General features: G+C 49.6%; 15 protein-coding genes. 13 read left to right on the forward strand and 2 right to left on the reverse strand.

Features of this window, described 5'->3' with window-relative positions:
- The first annotated feature begins 2 nt into the window (after positions 1 to 2).
- From IKW96_RS12255 to IKW96_RS12315, 13 genes are all read left to right on the forward strand, one after another.
- Positions 3 to 281, forward strand: coding sequence for a YlxR family protein (locus IKW96_RS12255; RefSeq protein WP_296575246.1), 279 nt, complete (start codon positions 3 to 5; stop codon positions 279 to 281).
- On the forward strand, positions 250 to 573 hold the full coding sequence (locus IKW96_RS12260) for a ribosomal L7Ae/L30e/S12e/Gadd45 family protein (protein ID WP_296575251.1): 324 nt from the start codon (positions 250 to 252) through the stop codon (positions 571 to 573). Before IKW96_RS12255 ends, IKW96_RS12260 begins: the two co-directional genes overlap by 32 nt.
- Before the next feature lie 81 nt (positions 574 to 654).
- A complete protein-coding gene (gene infB / locus IKW96_RS12265; RefSeq protein ID WP_296575254.1) occupies positions 655 to 3,390 on the forward strand; it encodes a translation initiation factor IF-2 in 2,736 nt (911 codons plus the stop codon).
- Positions 3,391 to 3,432: 42 nt separating this feature from the next.
- Positions 3,433 to 4,008 carry a hypothetical protein gene (locus tag IKW96_RS12270; protein ID WP_296575257.1) on the forward strand — a complete coding sequence of 192 codons (576 nt, stop codon included), beginning with the start codon at positions 3,433 to 3,435 and terminating at the stop codon, positions 4,006 to 4,008.
- 17 nt (positions 4,009 to 4,025) lie between these two features.
- A complete protein-coding gene (gene rbfA, locus IKW96_RS12275) occupies positions 4,026 to 4,364 on the forward strand; it encodes a 30S ribosome-binding factor RbfA (RefSeq protein WP_296575259.1) in 339 nt (112 codons plus the stop codon).
- 13 nt (positions 4,365 to 4,377) lie between these two features.
- The gene (locus IKW96_RS12280; protein WP_296575262.1) at positions 4,378 to 5,331 is read left to right on the forward strand and encodes a DHH family phosphoesterase; all 954 of its coding nucleotides are present in this window, start codon (positions 4,378 to 4,380) and stop codon (positions 5,329 to 5,331) included.
- Positions 5,328 to 6,221 (forward strand): tRNA pseudouridine(55) synthase TruB, encoded by an 894-nt coding sequence (gene truB, locus IKW96_RS12285; protein ID WP_296575264.1) that lies wholly within the window; start codon positions 5,328 to 5,330, stop codon positions 6,219 to 6,221. Before IKW96_RS12280 ends, truB begins: the two co-directional genes overlap by 4 nt.
- 4 nt (positions 6,222 to 6,225) lie before the next feature.
- On the forward strand, positions 6,226 to 7,110 hold the full coding sequence (ribF, locus tag IKW96_RS12290) for a riboflavin biosynthesis protein RibF (protein ID WP_296575266.1): 885 nt from the start codon (positions 6,226 to 6,228) through the stop codon (positions 7,108 to 7,110).
- 121 nt (positions 7,111 to 7,231) lie between these two features.
- Positions 7,232 to 8,353: an ABC transporter ATP-binding protein gene (locus IKW96_RS12295; protein ID WP_296575267.1), complete on the forward strand. Its 1,122-nt coding sequence runs from the start codon at positions 7,232 to 7,234 to the stop codon at positions 8,351 to 8,353.
- Positions 8,353 to 9,072 carry an ABC transporter permease subunit gene (locus IKW96_RS12300; protein ID WP_296575269.1) on the forward strand — a complete coding sequence of 240 codons (720 nt, stop codon included), beginning with the start codon at positions 8,353 to 8,355 and terminating at the stop codon, positions 9,070 to 9,072. Before IKW96_RS12295 ends, IKW96_RS12300 begins: the two co-directional genes overlap by 1 nt.
- A gap of 28 nt (positions 9,073 to 9,100) precedes the next feature.
- Complete coding sequence (locus tag IKW96_RS12305) at positions 9,101 to 10,744, forward strand: Gldg family protein (protein WP_296575272.1); 1,644 nt, start codon at positions 9,101 to 9,103, stop codon at positions 10,742 to 10,744.
- Positions 10,744 to 12,267, forward strand: a complete 1,524-nt coding sequence (locus IKW96_RS12310; RefSeq protein ID WP_296575275.1) for a DUF4340 domain-containing protein — start codon at positions 10,744 to 10,746, stop codon at positions 12,265 to 12,267. Before IKW96_RS12305 ends, IKW96_RS12310 begins: the two co-directional genes overlap by 1 nt.
- Positions 12,268 to 12,283: 16 nt before the next feature.
- On the forward strand, positions 12,284 to 12,565 hold the full coding sequence (locus IKW96_RS12315) for a hypothetical protein (RefSeq protein ID WP_294752295.1): 282 nt from the start codon (positions 12,284 to 12,286) through the stop codon (positions 12,563 to 12,565).
- Between the two features lie 376 nt (positions 12,566 to 12,941).
- Here the strand turns inward: IKW96_RS12315 and IKW96_RS12320 are convergent, their stop codons facing one another.
- Both IKW96_RS12320 and IKW96_RS12325 read right to left on the reverse strand, forming a co-directional pair.
- Positions 12,942 to 14,597 (reverse strand): DAK2 domain-containing protein, encoded by a 1,656-nt coding sequence (locus tag IKW96_RS12320; RefSeq protein WP_296575278.1) that lies wholly within the window; start codon positions 14,595 to 14,597, stop codon positions 12,942 to 12,944.
- 41 nt (positions 14,598 to 14,638) lie between these two features.
- Positions 14,639 to 14,998 carry an Asp23/Gls24 family envelope stress response protein gene (locus IKW96_RS12325; RefSeq protein WP_296575280.1) on the reverse strand — a complete coding sequence of 120 codons (360 nt, stop codon included), beginning with the start codon at positions 14,996 to 14,998 and terminating at the stop codon, positions 14,639 to 14,641.
- Positions 14,999 to 15,312: the final 314 nt, after the last annotated feature.

Raw genomic sequence — 15,312 nt, forward strand, 5'->3', positions numbered from 1 at the left:
TCATGAAGCCGAAGAAAATACCTATGAGAATGTGTCTCGGCTGCAATGAGATGAAACCGAAAATGGAGCTGATCCGCGTGGTGAAGTCTCCCGAGGGCGAGATAAGTCTTGATTTCAAGGGCAAGGCGGCAGGCAGAGGCGCTTATATATGCCGAAGCACCGAATGCCTTGAAAAAGCACGGAAGGCAAGACGCTTCGAGAAATCATTCTCATGCAGGATAGAGGAAAGCGTATACGAGGTGATGATGAATGAGCTCGGAAAAGAATCGCAGGACGCTTAATCTGCTGGGCATATGTCTCAGGGCAGGCAAGGCGGTAAAGGGCTTCGACAGCGCTGTCGAGGCTGCGAAAAACGGTACAGCTCATTGTATACTTACAGCTTGCGACACTTCCGGAAAGACAAAAAAGGAAGTCGGGTTCTATTGTGAAAGGTTCGGCATAAAGCACCTGGATACAGACGTGAGCAAGTACGATATAGGAAGGCTCTGCGGAAAGGAAACAGGTGTCATCGCAGTTACCGACAAGGGCTTTTCGGACGGCTTTGAAAAGATAATATCCGAGGTATCGCAGTAATGCGTTGATATAGATGTTTATGCAAAACATTTTATAATGCCGCATATTCGCGCGGCAAAGATTATGGAGGTAATCAAGCCTATGGCAAAAAAGATAAAGATAAGCGACGCTGCAAAAGATCTTAATATCCCTGCACAGGAGATCATTGATCTCTTTGCGGAGAAGGGCGACACAAAGAAGAAAACAGGCTCTTCACTTACTGAGGAGGAGATGAATACGGTCCTCGAGCACTACACAAAGGACCGCTATTCCGTCAATTCCTTCAACGACTACTTCAACTCCAAGAACGATCCCCGTCCTGTAAAGGCAGAGGAGCCGAAGGAGGAGAAAAAAGCAGCAAAGAAGCCTGCTGAGAAAAAGTCTGCCGAGCCGAAGAAGGACGAGAAGAAGGCAGCTGCTCCGAAACAGGAGAAAAAGGAGGAGCCCAGGAGCACTCCGAAGAAGGCTGAAGCAAAGCCTGCTGAGAAGCCTGCCGAGAAGAAAGCGGCTGCTGCGGTTAAAAAAGCAGAGCCCGAGAAGAAGGCAGAGCCCGTAAAGGCACAGGAAGCTCCCAAGGCAGAGCCCGAAAAGAAGCAGGAAGCAGCTCCCGTAAAGGAAGCTCCCAAGCCCGAGGCAAAGGCAGAGCCCGTAAAGGTACAGGAGGCTCCCAAGGCAGAGCCCGAGAAGAAGCAGGAGACAGCTCCCGCAAAGGAAGCTCCCAAGCCTGCCGCACCTGTACAGGACAAGAAGAACGACAAGAAAAAGGACAAGAAGAAGACGGAACCTGCAAAGGCTCAGGACAGAGGCGAGAGAACAAAGTTCAACGCGAGCTTCAGCTCCGAGACAGCGCAGACGTCCACTCAGCGCCGTACAGTCGATACAAGAGGAAGCTATGTCGATCTCGACAAGTACAATGAGAGATACGACCAGATGGCTACTTCCAACAAGCACAAGAACGACAACTACTCTTCAAAGAAGCAGAAGATAAATCAGAAATCAGCACAGAGAACACGTCAGCAGTTCTCCAAGAAGGAGTCGGAGACCGAGAAGCTCAAGAGACTGGAGCTTGAAAGAGCAAGAAAGCAGCAGCTCAAGGTGCTTATCCCCGACAACATCACAGTCGGCGAGCTTGCAACACGTCTTAAAGCTACAGCCACAGACGTTATCAAGCAGCTCATGAAGCTGGGCGTAATGGCTTCGATCAATCAGGAGATAGACTTTGATACAGCCGCTATCGTTGCAGACGAAATGGGCGCAAAGGTAGAAAAGGAAGTTATCGTTACCATTGAGGAGCGTCTTATCGACGACACGGACGACGACGATACAAACCTCCAGCCTCGCTGCCCTGTTGTAGTCGTAATGGGACACGTTGACCACGGTAAGACTTCTATCCTTGACCGTATCAGAAACGCTCACGTTGCCGCAGGCGAGGCAGGCGGAATCACACAGCATATCGGCGCATATCAGGTGAATATCAACGGACAGGACATCACATTCCTCGATACTCCCGGACATGAGGCGTTCACATCAATGCGTGCAAGAGGTGCGAACATCACGGATATCGCTATCCTCGTAGTTGCAGCAGACGACGGTATCATGCCGCAGACCATAGAGTCCATCAACCATGCGAAGGCTGCCGGAGTTTCCATTATCGTTGCTATCAACAAAATGGATAAGGAGGGCGCAAATCCCGACCGTATCAAGGAAGAGCTCACAAAGTACGACCTCGTATGCGAGGACTGGGGCGGCGACGTTATCTGCGTACCTGTTTCAGCCAAGACAGGCGAGGGTATCGACGAGCTTCTCGAGAACGTTCTTCTCGTTGCAGAGGTCAAGGAGCTCAAGGCTAACCCCGACAGACTTGCAAAGGGTACAGTCATCGAAGCGCGTCTCGACAAGGGCAGAGGTCCTATCGCTACGCTTCTCGTACAGAACGGTACTCTCAGGCAGGGCGACGTCCTTATCGCAGGCACTGCTGTGGGAAGAGTCCGCGTAATGACCAACGACAAGGGCAGAAGCGTAAAGGCGGCAGGTCCTTCCGTACCTGTTGAGATAACAGGTCTTGCAGAAGTTCCGAGCGCAGGCGATATCTTCAACGCTGTTGAGGACGAAAGACTTGCAAGAGAGCTGGTTGAGCAGAGAAAGCACGAAGCTAAGCAGGAGCAGTTCAACGCATACCGCAAGGTAACTCTCGACAACCTGTTCAGCCAGATCGCAGAGGGCGAGATCAAGGAGCTCCCCATTGTTGTCAAGGCTGACGTACAGGGCTCTGTTGAGGCTGTAAAGCAGTCTCTTGAGAAGCTCTCGAACGACGAGGTAAGAGTAAGAGTTATCCACGGAGCAGTCGGAGCTGTCAAGGAGAGCGACGTAATGCTGGCAAGCGCTTCAAACGCTATCATCGTCGGCTTCAACGTAAGACCGGACCCTGTTGCGGCAGAGAATGCAGTCCGCGACGGAGTGGATATCAGACTCTATCGTATCATCTATGACGCTATCGAGGAGATCTCCACAGCCATGAAGGGTATGCTCGCTCCGAAGTACCGCGATGTTGAGCAGGGACGTGTTGAAGTACGTCAGGTATACAAGATATCCAACGTTGGTATGGTAGCAGGAAGCTACGTACTCAGCGGCAAGGTAACAAGAGGAAGTCAGGTACGTGTTGTACGTGACGGTATCATCATAGCAGACGACAAGATCGCAGGCCTCAAGCGCTTCAAGGACGACGTAAAGGAAGTTGCAGAGGGCTACGAGTGCGGTATCAGCCTTGAAAAGTTTGCCGACGTCAAGGAAGGCGACATATTCGAGACTTATATCGTTGAGGAATACCGCGAGGATTAACGGCAATTTCCTCGCAGATCAATGATAAAGGGGGAATTTCTTATGGATAACAGCAGAATGAGTACTGCGGATATGCTGCAGTACTGCAACGAGGCACTGGCATGGGACGATTTCGGACCGATAGATATTTTCTTCTTTCAGTCGGTAAAGAAGATACTCCTCGGTCAGTGCAGCGCAATGGAAGAGCCTGAGGAGGATCTCGGAGACCTCATGGGTATCGAGCGTCCCGTAAGCGACGTGGAGCTGGAGCCCGAGTACGGAAAATATGCCGATATCTATTACGGCGAAGAGGGCGACGACGATATCCCCGACTACAGCGCAACAGCTGAGGACGAGGCTTTTTCGGCAGAGATGTTCACAGGCGGATTTTTCAACGACCCGGAGGGCACAGCCGCTGTAGAGGCAGCTGAGGCGGAGGCTGAAAAAGCTGAGAAAAAGTCTGCGGCAAAGACTTCAAAGAAGCCTGCCGCAAAAAAGAGCACAGCAAAGAAAACGGCAGAAAAAAAGACTGCCGCAAAGAAGCCGGCTGCAAAGAAGACAGCCGCGAAGAAAGAAAAAACTGCCGAGCCCGAGAAGCATGAAGAGACAGCAGGAGGCGGCTTTACCGTCAAACTGTAAAGACAGAAAGGAAAAAAATGCCTAATTTCAAGAACAGCCGTATGGCTGAAGATATAAAGCGTGAGATGACGGCTATCCTCCGCGAACTGAAAGACCCGAGGATAGACAAGATGCTCACCATTGTAAGAGCGGACCTCTCGGGCGATATGTCGAGCTGCAAGATATACGTTTCCAGCTTTGACGGCATCGAGAGAGCAAAGGAATCGGTTGAGGGATTGAAAAGCGGCGCAGGCTTTATAAAGCGCGAGCTTTTTCACAGACTTAAAATGCGCAAGGCGCCCGAGCTCACGTTTATCGCCGACAATTCTATCGAAAGAAGCGCGGAGATAAGCAAGAAGCTCCACGACTTGCTGTAAAGGAGGGCTTTGTATGTTCATTGGATTCAGTGAGGCTGAGCTCTTTCTCAGAAACTGCGAGGACGCAGTTATAATCACCCATCGCAATCCCGACGGAGACTGTATAGGCGCAGGCTTTGCATTGAAGGATATTTTCACACAGATGGGCATCAGAAGCAGAGTAGTATGCCATGACGAATTTCCGTCGCGCTACAGCTTCCTCACGGAAGAGGGGGCAGGCGAGGAGTTTGAACCAAAGACTATCATCGCTGTTGATATAGCTGACGAGACCCTTATGGGCGATTATAAGGACATCTACGGAGGAAGAGTGCAGCTCTGTATCGACCACCATATCTCAAACAAGAACTATGCGGAGAAAACTCTTCTCCGCGGCGACGCCACGGCTTCATGCGAGATCATCTACGACCTTGCGAAGTACATGGGCATAAAGATAACGAAGCACTGCGCTATGTGCCTTTATACGGGCATAGCTACGGATTCTGGCTGTTTCAAGTACGACTGTACCACTCCGCGCGCTCACGAGATAGCGGCAGAGATGATGAGGAGCTTTGATATCAATTTCGCACGTATAAACCGCTATATGTTCGACGTAAAGTCTATGGGCAGACTCAAGCTCGAGGCAAGAGTCAACGAGCTCATGGAGTACTGTCTCGGCGGAAAGCTTGCGATAGCTGCCGTAACTCAGGAAATGATGAAGGATATGGGCGTGTCCATGGAGGAGCTTGAAGGCTTCGCACCGCTCACTATCCAGCTTGAGGACACAGAGGTGGGAATACTCATGCGCGAGCGTGAGGACGGAGTATACAAGTGCTCGTTCCGTTCCGCAAAGGACGTTAATGTATCCACTATATGCCAGTCCATAGGCGGCGGCGGTCACGCAAAGGCTGCAGGCTGCACTATAAGCGGACCTCTTGAGGACGCTAAGAAGCAGCTCATAGAAGCTGTCAGAAAGGCTCTTGGCGAATGAACGGGATACTCTGCGTTGACAAGCCGCAGGACTTCACGTCCTTTGACGTAGTCGCAAAGCTCCGCGGCATACTGCGGATAAAGCGGCTCGGTCACGGCGGAACTCTCGACCCTATGGCTACAGGGGTGCTGCCCGTATTTGTGGGCAATGCCACTAAGGCCTGCGATATAATGCCCGACAATACAAAGAGCTACCGTGCAGGCTTCCGCTTGGGAGCCGTATCGGACACCCAGGACGTGTGGGGCGAGGTGCGCGGATACTCGGATATGGCTGTGAGCCGCGAACAGATAGAAGCTGTTATCCCCGGTTTCATCGGCAGGATAATGCAGCTTCCGCCTATGTATTCGGCTGTTCAGGTGAACGGTCAGCGCCTTTACGACCTTGCGAGGCAGGGCATAGAGGTGGAGCGTCAGGCCCGTGAGATAGAGGTCGAAAGCCTTGTGCTGGAGGAGTATGACAGCAGCGCCCGTGAGGGAGTTCTGTCCATAGCCTGCGGCAAGGGCACCTATATAAGGACTATTATCAGCGATATCGGAGAAAAGCTGGGCTGCGGCGGCATAATGACCTCGCTGGTCAGAACGTCGTCGGGAGGCTTTACCCTTGAGGACTGCCATACTCTTGAGGAGATACAGCAGGCAAGGGACGAGGACAGGCTCGAAGAGCTCATTCTGCCGATAGAGCGTGTGTTTGAGAAGCTCCCGAAGCTGAGGCTGGGCGAGGCTCAGACAAAAATGTACAGGAACGGCGTAAAGCTCGATATATCAAGGCTAAGGGATATCCGCAGCGGCGTTGACCGCTACGGAGTCTACGGCTTTGACGGGGGCTTTATCGGTACTGCTTTTGCAGACTTTGAAAGCGGCGAGCTCCGTATCGGAAAGAACTTAGGGTGACTGTATGGAGAAAAGACATTCGGCAGTCGCACTGGGAATATTTGACGGAGTACACCTCGGACACCGCGCAGTTATAAACGCGGCGCTGTCACAGAGGGAAAACGGGCTTACAGCGGCGGTCTTTACCTTTGAGCCCGAGTGTGCTCTGCGTAAGGCAGGGGGCTCGTCGGGATACATCTACACAAAAGCCGAAAAGGACATACTTCTCTGGGAGCAGATGGGCGTGGACGATGTTTTCAGCCCGTCCTTCGAGAGTATGTGCGGACTTTCGGGCGAGGAATTTGCCCGTGAGATACTTGCAGGGCGCATGGGTGCAGCTCATGTGTGCTGCGGCTGTGATTTCAGGTTCGGAAAAATGGCTTCATGCGGCGCTGCGGAGCTTAAAGGCTTCGGCGAGCGCTTCGGCTTTGAGGTGGAGATCGTAGGCGAGGTGGACATCGGCGGAAGCGCGGTATCATCGAGCCGTATAAGGGAGCTCCTGCTGAAAGGCGACATCACCGCGGCAAACAGTCTGCTCGGCTCTGACTATTTCATAAGCGCCGGGGTCGCGGACGGGAACCACATTGGCAGGACCATTGATTTCCCAACAATAAATCAGGACTTCGGGAACGGTCAGCTCGTGCCGAAATACGGCGTTTACAGCACTGTGACCGTGTTCGGCGGAAAGGAATACCGCTCCGTGACGAATGTGGGAGTAAAGCCCACAATAAAGGGCGGGCGCAGACCTCTTGCCGAGACGCATATCATCGGCTACAGCGGCGACCTTTACGGAAAGTCCGTAACTGTCAGATTCAGGGATTTTGTGCGTCCCGAGCGGAAATTCGGCTCGCTTGACGAACTGAAAAAGCAGATAAACGCAGATGTAGAGTCTGTCATGAATATATTTTAAAAAATTCGTATTGCTTTCACTCTGTTATCACATACAGGTATTAACATAATAAAGGCTGTAAATTCCGGCGGCAGGGCAGGCGCTCTGCTGCCAACATACGCAATAAGGAGGGTAAAACCCAATGATAGAGGTCAGGAACCTTACTAAGAAGTACGGTGACAAGGTCGCTGTAAGGAATATAAGCTTCAAGGTCGAAAAGGGTGAGATACTCGGTTTCCTCGGACCGAACGGTGCAGGAAAATCAACGACCATGAATATGCTTACGGGATATATCTCGTCAACCTCGGGAGAGGTCCTTATAGACGGTACGGATATTCTTGAAGATCCCAGGAAGGCAAAGGCTAACATAGGCTATCTTCCCGAAATACCGCCGCTTTATGTGGATATGACCGTTGAAGCATATCTCAGCTTCATATACGATCTTAAAAAGTGCAAGCTCCCGAGAAGCGCACATATAAAAGATGTATGCTCTCTCTGTAAGATAGAGGACGTAAAGCACAGGATAATCAAGAACCTTTCAAAGGGCTACCGTCAGAGAGTAGGACTTGCTCAGGCGCTTATAAACAATCCGCCCGTGCTTATCCTTGACGAGCCTACAGTCGGTCTCGACCCGAACCAGATAATCGAGATAAGAAGCCTTATCAAGAAGCTTGGAAAGAGACACACAGTTATCCTTTCATCTCATATCCTCCCCGAGATACAGGCTGTCTGCGACAGAATAATCATCATCAACAAGGGCGAGGTAGCTGCTGACGGAACTGCGGACGAGATCGCAAACAATATCACCAACGAACACAAGATGACCCTGCGTATCGAGGGACCTACTCATACTGCCGACGACAAGCGCCTTATCACGGACGCGATCAAGGGCATACAGGGCGTTAAGTATATCCGCGCCGATATGGAGCGCGAAAAGGGCATTTACGACTACGACGTGGAGACCGACGGTCAGACCGACGTAAGGCGCGAAATAAACAGGGTATGCAGCGAGAACGGCTGGAATATCCTTATGCTCCAGCTTTCAGACCTCACTCTCGAGGACATCTTCCTGAAGATCACTATGGACGAGGGGATAGGCAGCAAGAACGACAAGAAGAAAAAGGCTGCTTCTCCGAAAATAGGACTGAAGGTCGACGATAAGGGCAGACTCAATGCCGTTAAGGAAGGCGAAGAGGAAGAAAAGGAAGAAGCCGAACCTGAAAAGGCAGCAGAAAATGAAGAAAACAATGGAGGTGAGGAATAATGCTGGCGATCTACAGACGTGAAATGGGCTCGTTCTTTACATCGGGCGTTGCATATGTATTCCTTGCGGTGTTCTGGCTCGTTTCGGGAATATTCTTCTATAATACGGTAATAGCCGCGGAAAATGCGGATACTTCAAACCTTTTCCAGTCAATGTTCATCATTGTACTGTTCCTCATTCCCATACTCACAATGAAGCTCCTCAGCGAGGAGAAGAAAAACAAGACAGATCAGGGACTCCTGACTGCTCCCATAAGCCTTTGGGACATCGTTCTCGGCAAATACTTCGCAGCTCTTACACTGTACATCATTGCCGAGTCCATCATATTCGTATACGCATTCATCATCAATTATCTCGGCGACGTCATATGGCCGTCACTGCTTGGCAATTACTTCGCAATGCTGTTCCTGGGAGCTGCATTCATAGCAGTAGGACTGTTCATATCCTCGCTTACCGAAAATCAGATGGCTTCTGCGGTAGTCTGCCTGGTAGTACTCTTCGTTATCTACCTTTCGGAGAACCTTGTAGCTACCTTTGAGAACGGAAACTTTGCAAAGAGACTTGCTTACAAGGCAGTTACCAATATGGCATTCTATTCGAGATATGTTGAATTTACAAGGGGAGTATTCAGCCTTCCGAGTGTGTTATTCTTTGTCAGCACAGCATTTGTCTTCAATTTCCTGACCGTCAAGGGTCTGGAGAAGAGACGCTGGAGCTGAGATACGTGAAAGGAAGGTTTTGATACAGATGAGTAAAAAAGATCTCGATGAGCAGAAGATCGGAGAAACTGCCGGCGAAGTCACCGAAGCTGCGGAAGCAGCCGGTGAAGCTGCTGAGGAAAAGATCAGCAAATGGAACGGCAGAAGACTGAAATACGGTACGATGTTCTACATCATCATAATTCTTGTTATAGCAATAGTAGTGGTAATCAACGTCATGGTAAGTATTGTGGCAAAGAGATCACCGCTCAAGATCGACATTTCTCCCGATAACAGGTACGATATCACCGAGGAGTCGATAAGTGTACTGAAAGCTCTCGATAAGGACGTTGACATAACAGTTACCTCCACAAGGGACTACTTCGATTCGCTCAGCGCCTACAGAGAGAACTATTACGCACAGAATTACGGTGTTCCCTCAGATATACCCTACGAGATGATACCTGAGATACTGGATAAGTACTCGGTATACGCAAAGCAGGGCAGCGGAAGCGTCAACGTAAAATACGTTAATATGGACGTAGACCCCGATATCATCAACAAGTACAAGGAGTACTACAACGGCGATATCGGAAGCGGCAGCATTATCGTAAGCTGCGGCGAAAGAGTAAAAGTCATCTCACCCTCCGAGGTAACGGAAATGCTGGCAATGGACGAGAATGCCCTTAGAAACCAGCAGCTCATATTCAACTTCACAGGCGAGAGCATGATAACATCAGCTATCAAGGGCGTTACAGACGATAATCTTGTAAGGGTAGCCTTTGCGAACACAATGAACGGCGCAACTCTTTACGACGCTCAGTTATATCAGAACGCAGCAGTCACATTTGAGAAAGAACTTCTTGCCAAGAACGGCTATGACTGCACCGAGATCGACATAGCAAAGGACTCGATCTCTCCCGAAGATTACGATATGGTAGTAATTTTTGCTCCGTCAGTTGACTTTACCGAGAATATAATCCAGAACCTCAGCGATTTCCTCTACAACGGCGGAAAATACGGCAAGAACATGATATATACCCCCGACCTCAGCAAGACAGGTCTCACCAATATCGACGGATTCCTTGCCGACTGGAGCATCAAGGTTGAGGACAACTATATTTTCGATGATGATAACGCAGTTGTCAGAAACGACATGATAATGCTCAACATCAGTGATACAGATTCGGTAGGCGAGCTGCCAAACTCAAAGCTGCCTATCATTGCAGAGGACACAAGAGAGCTTTCTCAGATCAACAAGAAGAACGACGATATCGTCAAGGAAGTTCTCAAATCATTCGATACTTCTTATACAGTGGATATAACTGGCAAGAACAAGGTGCTCGGCGAAAAGGGCGAAAGACCTGTTGTTATGCTCTCAAGAAAAGAGCGCTCCGAGGAGTTCAAGCTCATGGCAAGCGAGCTTCTCGTAATAGGAAGCCCTCTTATGACGGGACAGACCTATATCCAGCAGAACACAACGTTCAACAATGCAAACGTACTTCTCTATACGATCAACAATATGACAGGCAAGGAGAGCAGTATCGTAATTCCCGATAAGAACCTCCAGAGCTCGTTCATAGCTCCTACCGCAAAGCAGGCAAGAAATATCCAGATTATCGTAATGTGGGTAATACCTTTCATTATTGCTGCGATCGGTGTATTCGTGCTGTTAAGGAGAAGAAATAAGTAATGAAAAAGCAGGCAAAGGGAATAATCGCTCTCAGCGCTGTACTTGCAGCGCTGCTGGGCGGAGGATATGCTTATATGAAGCTCACGCCCGAGGACAGCGGCGACAAGGGCGGCAAGTCCAGCGAGCTCCAGCTGCTGGCAACTTCAGCCGACGGCGAGGGAACCGTCCTTGTAAGTGACGGCGGCAGCGAGACAGGAGTTGTAAAAAAAGCTGTAATAACCAACAAAGGCGGCACTATGACCGTTGTAAAGAAGTCTGCTCCCACAGCAGAGGGAGAGGACGCAGCTTATACTATCGAAGGATTTACAGACCTGAAGCTCGATGAGGGAATGGTGGCGTCTCTTGTCAACAACGGAAACGGCATGGCTGCAAAGTCCGCAGTTGCAAGGGATTGCGCTGATACTGCGAAATACGGTTTTGACAAGCCCCACGCAACAGTGGAATTCACCTATGAATCGGGAAACAAGGCTAAGTTCATCATAGGAGATACAGCTCCCTCAACAGAGTCGATATACGTAATGGTGGACGGTGAGAACGACGTTTACGCTGTTGAGCCGTCAAATGTTGCCGTATACATGAGAGAACTCAAGAATTTTGTAAAGACTACAGTGCTTGAAAAGCCTGCCGACGGCTCAGAGCCCGACGTAAAGAGCGTTGAGGTGGAGCGCGGAGATATGGACACCAATATCTATATCGAGTACGACAAGACCAGCGAGGGCGACCATACAGGCGGAACTTCTTCACCGTTCAAGATGAAGAGCCCGACGGAGAGCTACCTTACAGTCGAGGGCTCAACGCCTACGATAACGGGAATGTTCGGACTTACCGCTTCGGAGATCTATGTGCTGCACTGCAAAGATGCAGATATAAAGGACGCAGGTCTCAGCGAGCCCTTCTGCAGAGTAACTGTTGAGTGCAAGGACGGCACAAGGAACGTTCTTCTCCTCAGTGAAGTATTTGCCGATAATTCCGGCAAAAAGTGCTGCTACGGAATGCTTGAGGGCGATAATGTGATATATATCATCGCTGCGGAAAACGCTCCGTGGCTGACAGTTCAGCCTATAGACGTGGCTTCAAAAATGCTCATTACTTCCTATGTATGGAACATAACCGAACTGAGCGCGAGCTGCGGCGGCGAAAAGGCAGACTTTGTCATAAAGCCTGTTGATCCCGATAACAAGCCCGAAACTCCTTCGTCTGATGACTATAAGGTGACTCTTGACGGCAAGGAGTTCGACGCGGAGAGATACAGAAAATTCTTTGCTTTTGTCAACGGTTCAAATGCCGAGGAATTTGCCCTCGGAGTTCCTGTACCGACAGGAGAGCCGCAGGCTACTATAAAGCTCTATGATTCATACAGGGGAAAGACGGAGACCTATGATTTCTACGATGATTCGGTAATGCGTTCGCTCATAGTTGTTGACGGGGAGAGCAAGTATTACTGCACAAAGGCATTCGTCAGCGTTCTTCTGGACAACATACGCAGATTGGAGTCGGATGAAGCTTTCGTCACGACATGGTAATTCAAGGAGGTATATAATGATCGAGAAATTCAACACATACAAGGGATATCCGCTTGTAAGAAGCGGCAATCAGATATACTACGGTTATATGTCAGATCCTTATGTAATTTTCATACAGATCCTCGAGACAGAAGAGGAGAACGGGGAGCAGATGACTTCAAAGGTGAGGGTCGTACAGATGGATACGAACGAACCTGACCCTCTCAAGGCTTTCGTCAAGAATGCGGAGCGGGAGTGCGGACTTTACGAGGCGCTTGATATTGCCAACGTATGGCTTGAAAAGGCGCTCAAAGGCTGAGCAGCAATGCATAATTAAAAAGGCGCTCATATTGTGATATATTCACAATATGAGCGCTTTATTTTTGTGCGGAACATAGAATCTGAAAATTATTTTTTTCTTATTAAACGGTTTCCCGTTTAATTTCACAGGATTTCAGCCCCCTTATAGGAAGTGTTCTGTTTGCGAAAAAGTCACTCTGCCCATGAAAGGGATTCCAAAGGGTCCACAACTCTTTGGCAGAGTCCAGAGGCAGCGCCTCTGGTGGGGAGTGGGGCAAAGCCCCGCATATTCCCTCAAAGCTTCCTGCAAGCGAGGGCGTCTCTTTAAAAAATATAGTTTTTCTGACAAACTGAGGGCGTACTGAATACGCCCTCTCTGAAAAAATATGCTGATCTTATTCTATGGAGATGATATAGTAATAAACGGGCTGTCCGCCGTTTACGAGCATTACCTCGATCTTGTCGCCGAGCTTGGACTGTATGAACTTCTGCAGCTCCTCGGCGTTTTCCTCTGGTACGTCAGCACCGTGGATAAGGGTAACATAGTTCACATCACCCTTTGCGAGCTTCTTTACAAGCTTGTAGGTCGCCTTGTTTATATCGCGCTCGGTAAACGAGAGCTTTCCGTTATCGAGAGCAAGTATCTCGCCCTCTTTTATCTGATGTCCCTCAAATTCCGAGTTCCTTGCGGCAAAGGTGATAAGACCCGTCGATACCTTTTCAAAGGCTTTGGTCATATCCTTGCGGTTGTCGTTGAGACTGCGGCTGTCGTCAAATGCCAGCATTGCCGCAATACCCTGGGGTATGGTCCTTGTCTGGAGCACGCAGACCTTTCTGTCTGTGAGCTTCACAGCCTGTTCAGCCGCCATGATTATATTCTTATTGTTCGGGAGCACGAATACTGTGTTCGCAGGAGTTTTCAGTATAGCGCGGAGGATATCGTCGGTAGAGGGGTTCATGGTCTGACCGCCCTTTACAACAACGTCTGCGCCCAAGTCTGTGAACATAGCCTCAAGACCGTGTCCGGCCGCAACTGCAACAAAGCCGAATTCCTTTTCGGGCTCTGCGGGGGTAAGTCCCTCCTCGGCAGCACGGGCGTCCTTGACCTTGTTTTCGTGCTGGATACGCATATTCTCGATCTTCGGACGGGGATCGTTCGTGAAGTGTCCGAACTCGAGGCCTTTCTGTATAGCTTTGCCCGGATTATCGGTATGTACGTGTACCTTTATTATCTTCTCATCGTCAACGACAACAACGCAGTCGCCGATAGTTTCAAGATAAGCGCGGAGAATTGACGCGTCGGGGCAGCCGCTCTCCTTTTCGAGCATGAACTCGGTACAGTATGTAAAGGTTATATCGTCATCGTACTCGCTTACGGCTGTTCTGAACGAATCAGGCTGGCTCTCCTGAGCTGCGGGAGCTTCATCGGGCTCGGCTATCTTTCCGCCTGCGAACACATCGCACATAGCTCTGAATATGATACACAGACCCTTTCCGCCTGCGTCGACTACGCCTGCCTTTTTAAGCTGCGGGAGCATATCCGTGGTCTTTGCAAGGGTAGCCTCTGCTTCCGCGCAGACCTCCTCCCAGAAAGCGACTTCGTCGTTGGTCTCAGCGCAGATCTCGTTAGCCTTTGCAGCGGCTGCCTTGACTACTGTGAGGATAGTACCCTCAACAGGCTTCATTACAGCCTTGTATGCAGCCTCGACACCGAAGTGGAGAGCGTCTCTGAAGTTTTCGCTTTTTGCTTCCTTGCAGCCTGCAAGTCCCTTTGAAAATCCTCTGAATATAAGTGAAAGTATAACGCCCGAGTTTCCTCTTGCGCCTCTCAGAAATGCCGAAGCTGCCGTTGAAGCTACCTCGGACACGGGAGCCTTTGAGTCAAGACGTTTAAGCTCTGCAATGGAGTTGCCGATGGTCATTGACATATTAGTTCCTGTATCGCCGTCGGGAACGGGATATACATTCAGCTCGTCGACCTCGCGCTTTCTGTTTGTTATGGTAACAGCTGCGGAGATTATCGCATCTCTGAGTAAAGAACCGTTTATCACAGTTAAATCCTCCAATTCTATAACAGGTAAGATATTACGTGTCAAGCGTTAAGATCGTCAACGAATACGTTGACCTTGTGGACATTTATTCCTGCCGCTTCCTCTACTGTGAAGCTGACCTTATGAGTAATGCTGTTTACGGCTGCAGTGATATTCGTACCATATGTCACTTTGATATGGAGGTCTATGATGAGACCGCCGTCCTTATCGGTGCGTATCAGGACTCCCTTGTTCTTCCTGAAAGCCTTGCCTGCTGTAAGAGCGGAAACGGCAGAACGGAAGGTGCTGACATTGCTCACGTCCGCAACGCCGAAGCAGTCGCTGACAGCGTGTTTTACCAGCTCTGTGAGATAATTCTCCGAAATAGTGATCTTTCCGATATGATTTTCAAAGCCTACCATGTGGTCGTCACTCCTTTGGTAAAAATTGCCGCGGTAAAAAAACTGACCGCTATCTTAGTAATTAATGTCTGCTCAACAACTTAAAATTGACTATAAAATTTGTTTTATAGCCAATTTTAAGTTGTCAAAGTGCAGGAAAAACTTCTTTTCCCTGCACTTTGTTTTGCCCGAAAGGGCAAAATGAGCTTGACATAAAGAAATGTGCAGCGCAAATTCCAAATTTTAAAAGAATTTGCGCTCCCTGAACTATGTTCAGGGCAATAACCGCCTAACGGCGGTTACAGAGTGCACATTAATTATAACACAAACTTATA

It is taken from the genome of Ruminococcus sp. (assembly GCF_017549005.1).
GTDB lineage: Bacteria > Bacillota > Clostridia > Oscillospirales > Ruminococcaceae > Ruminococcus.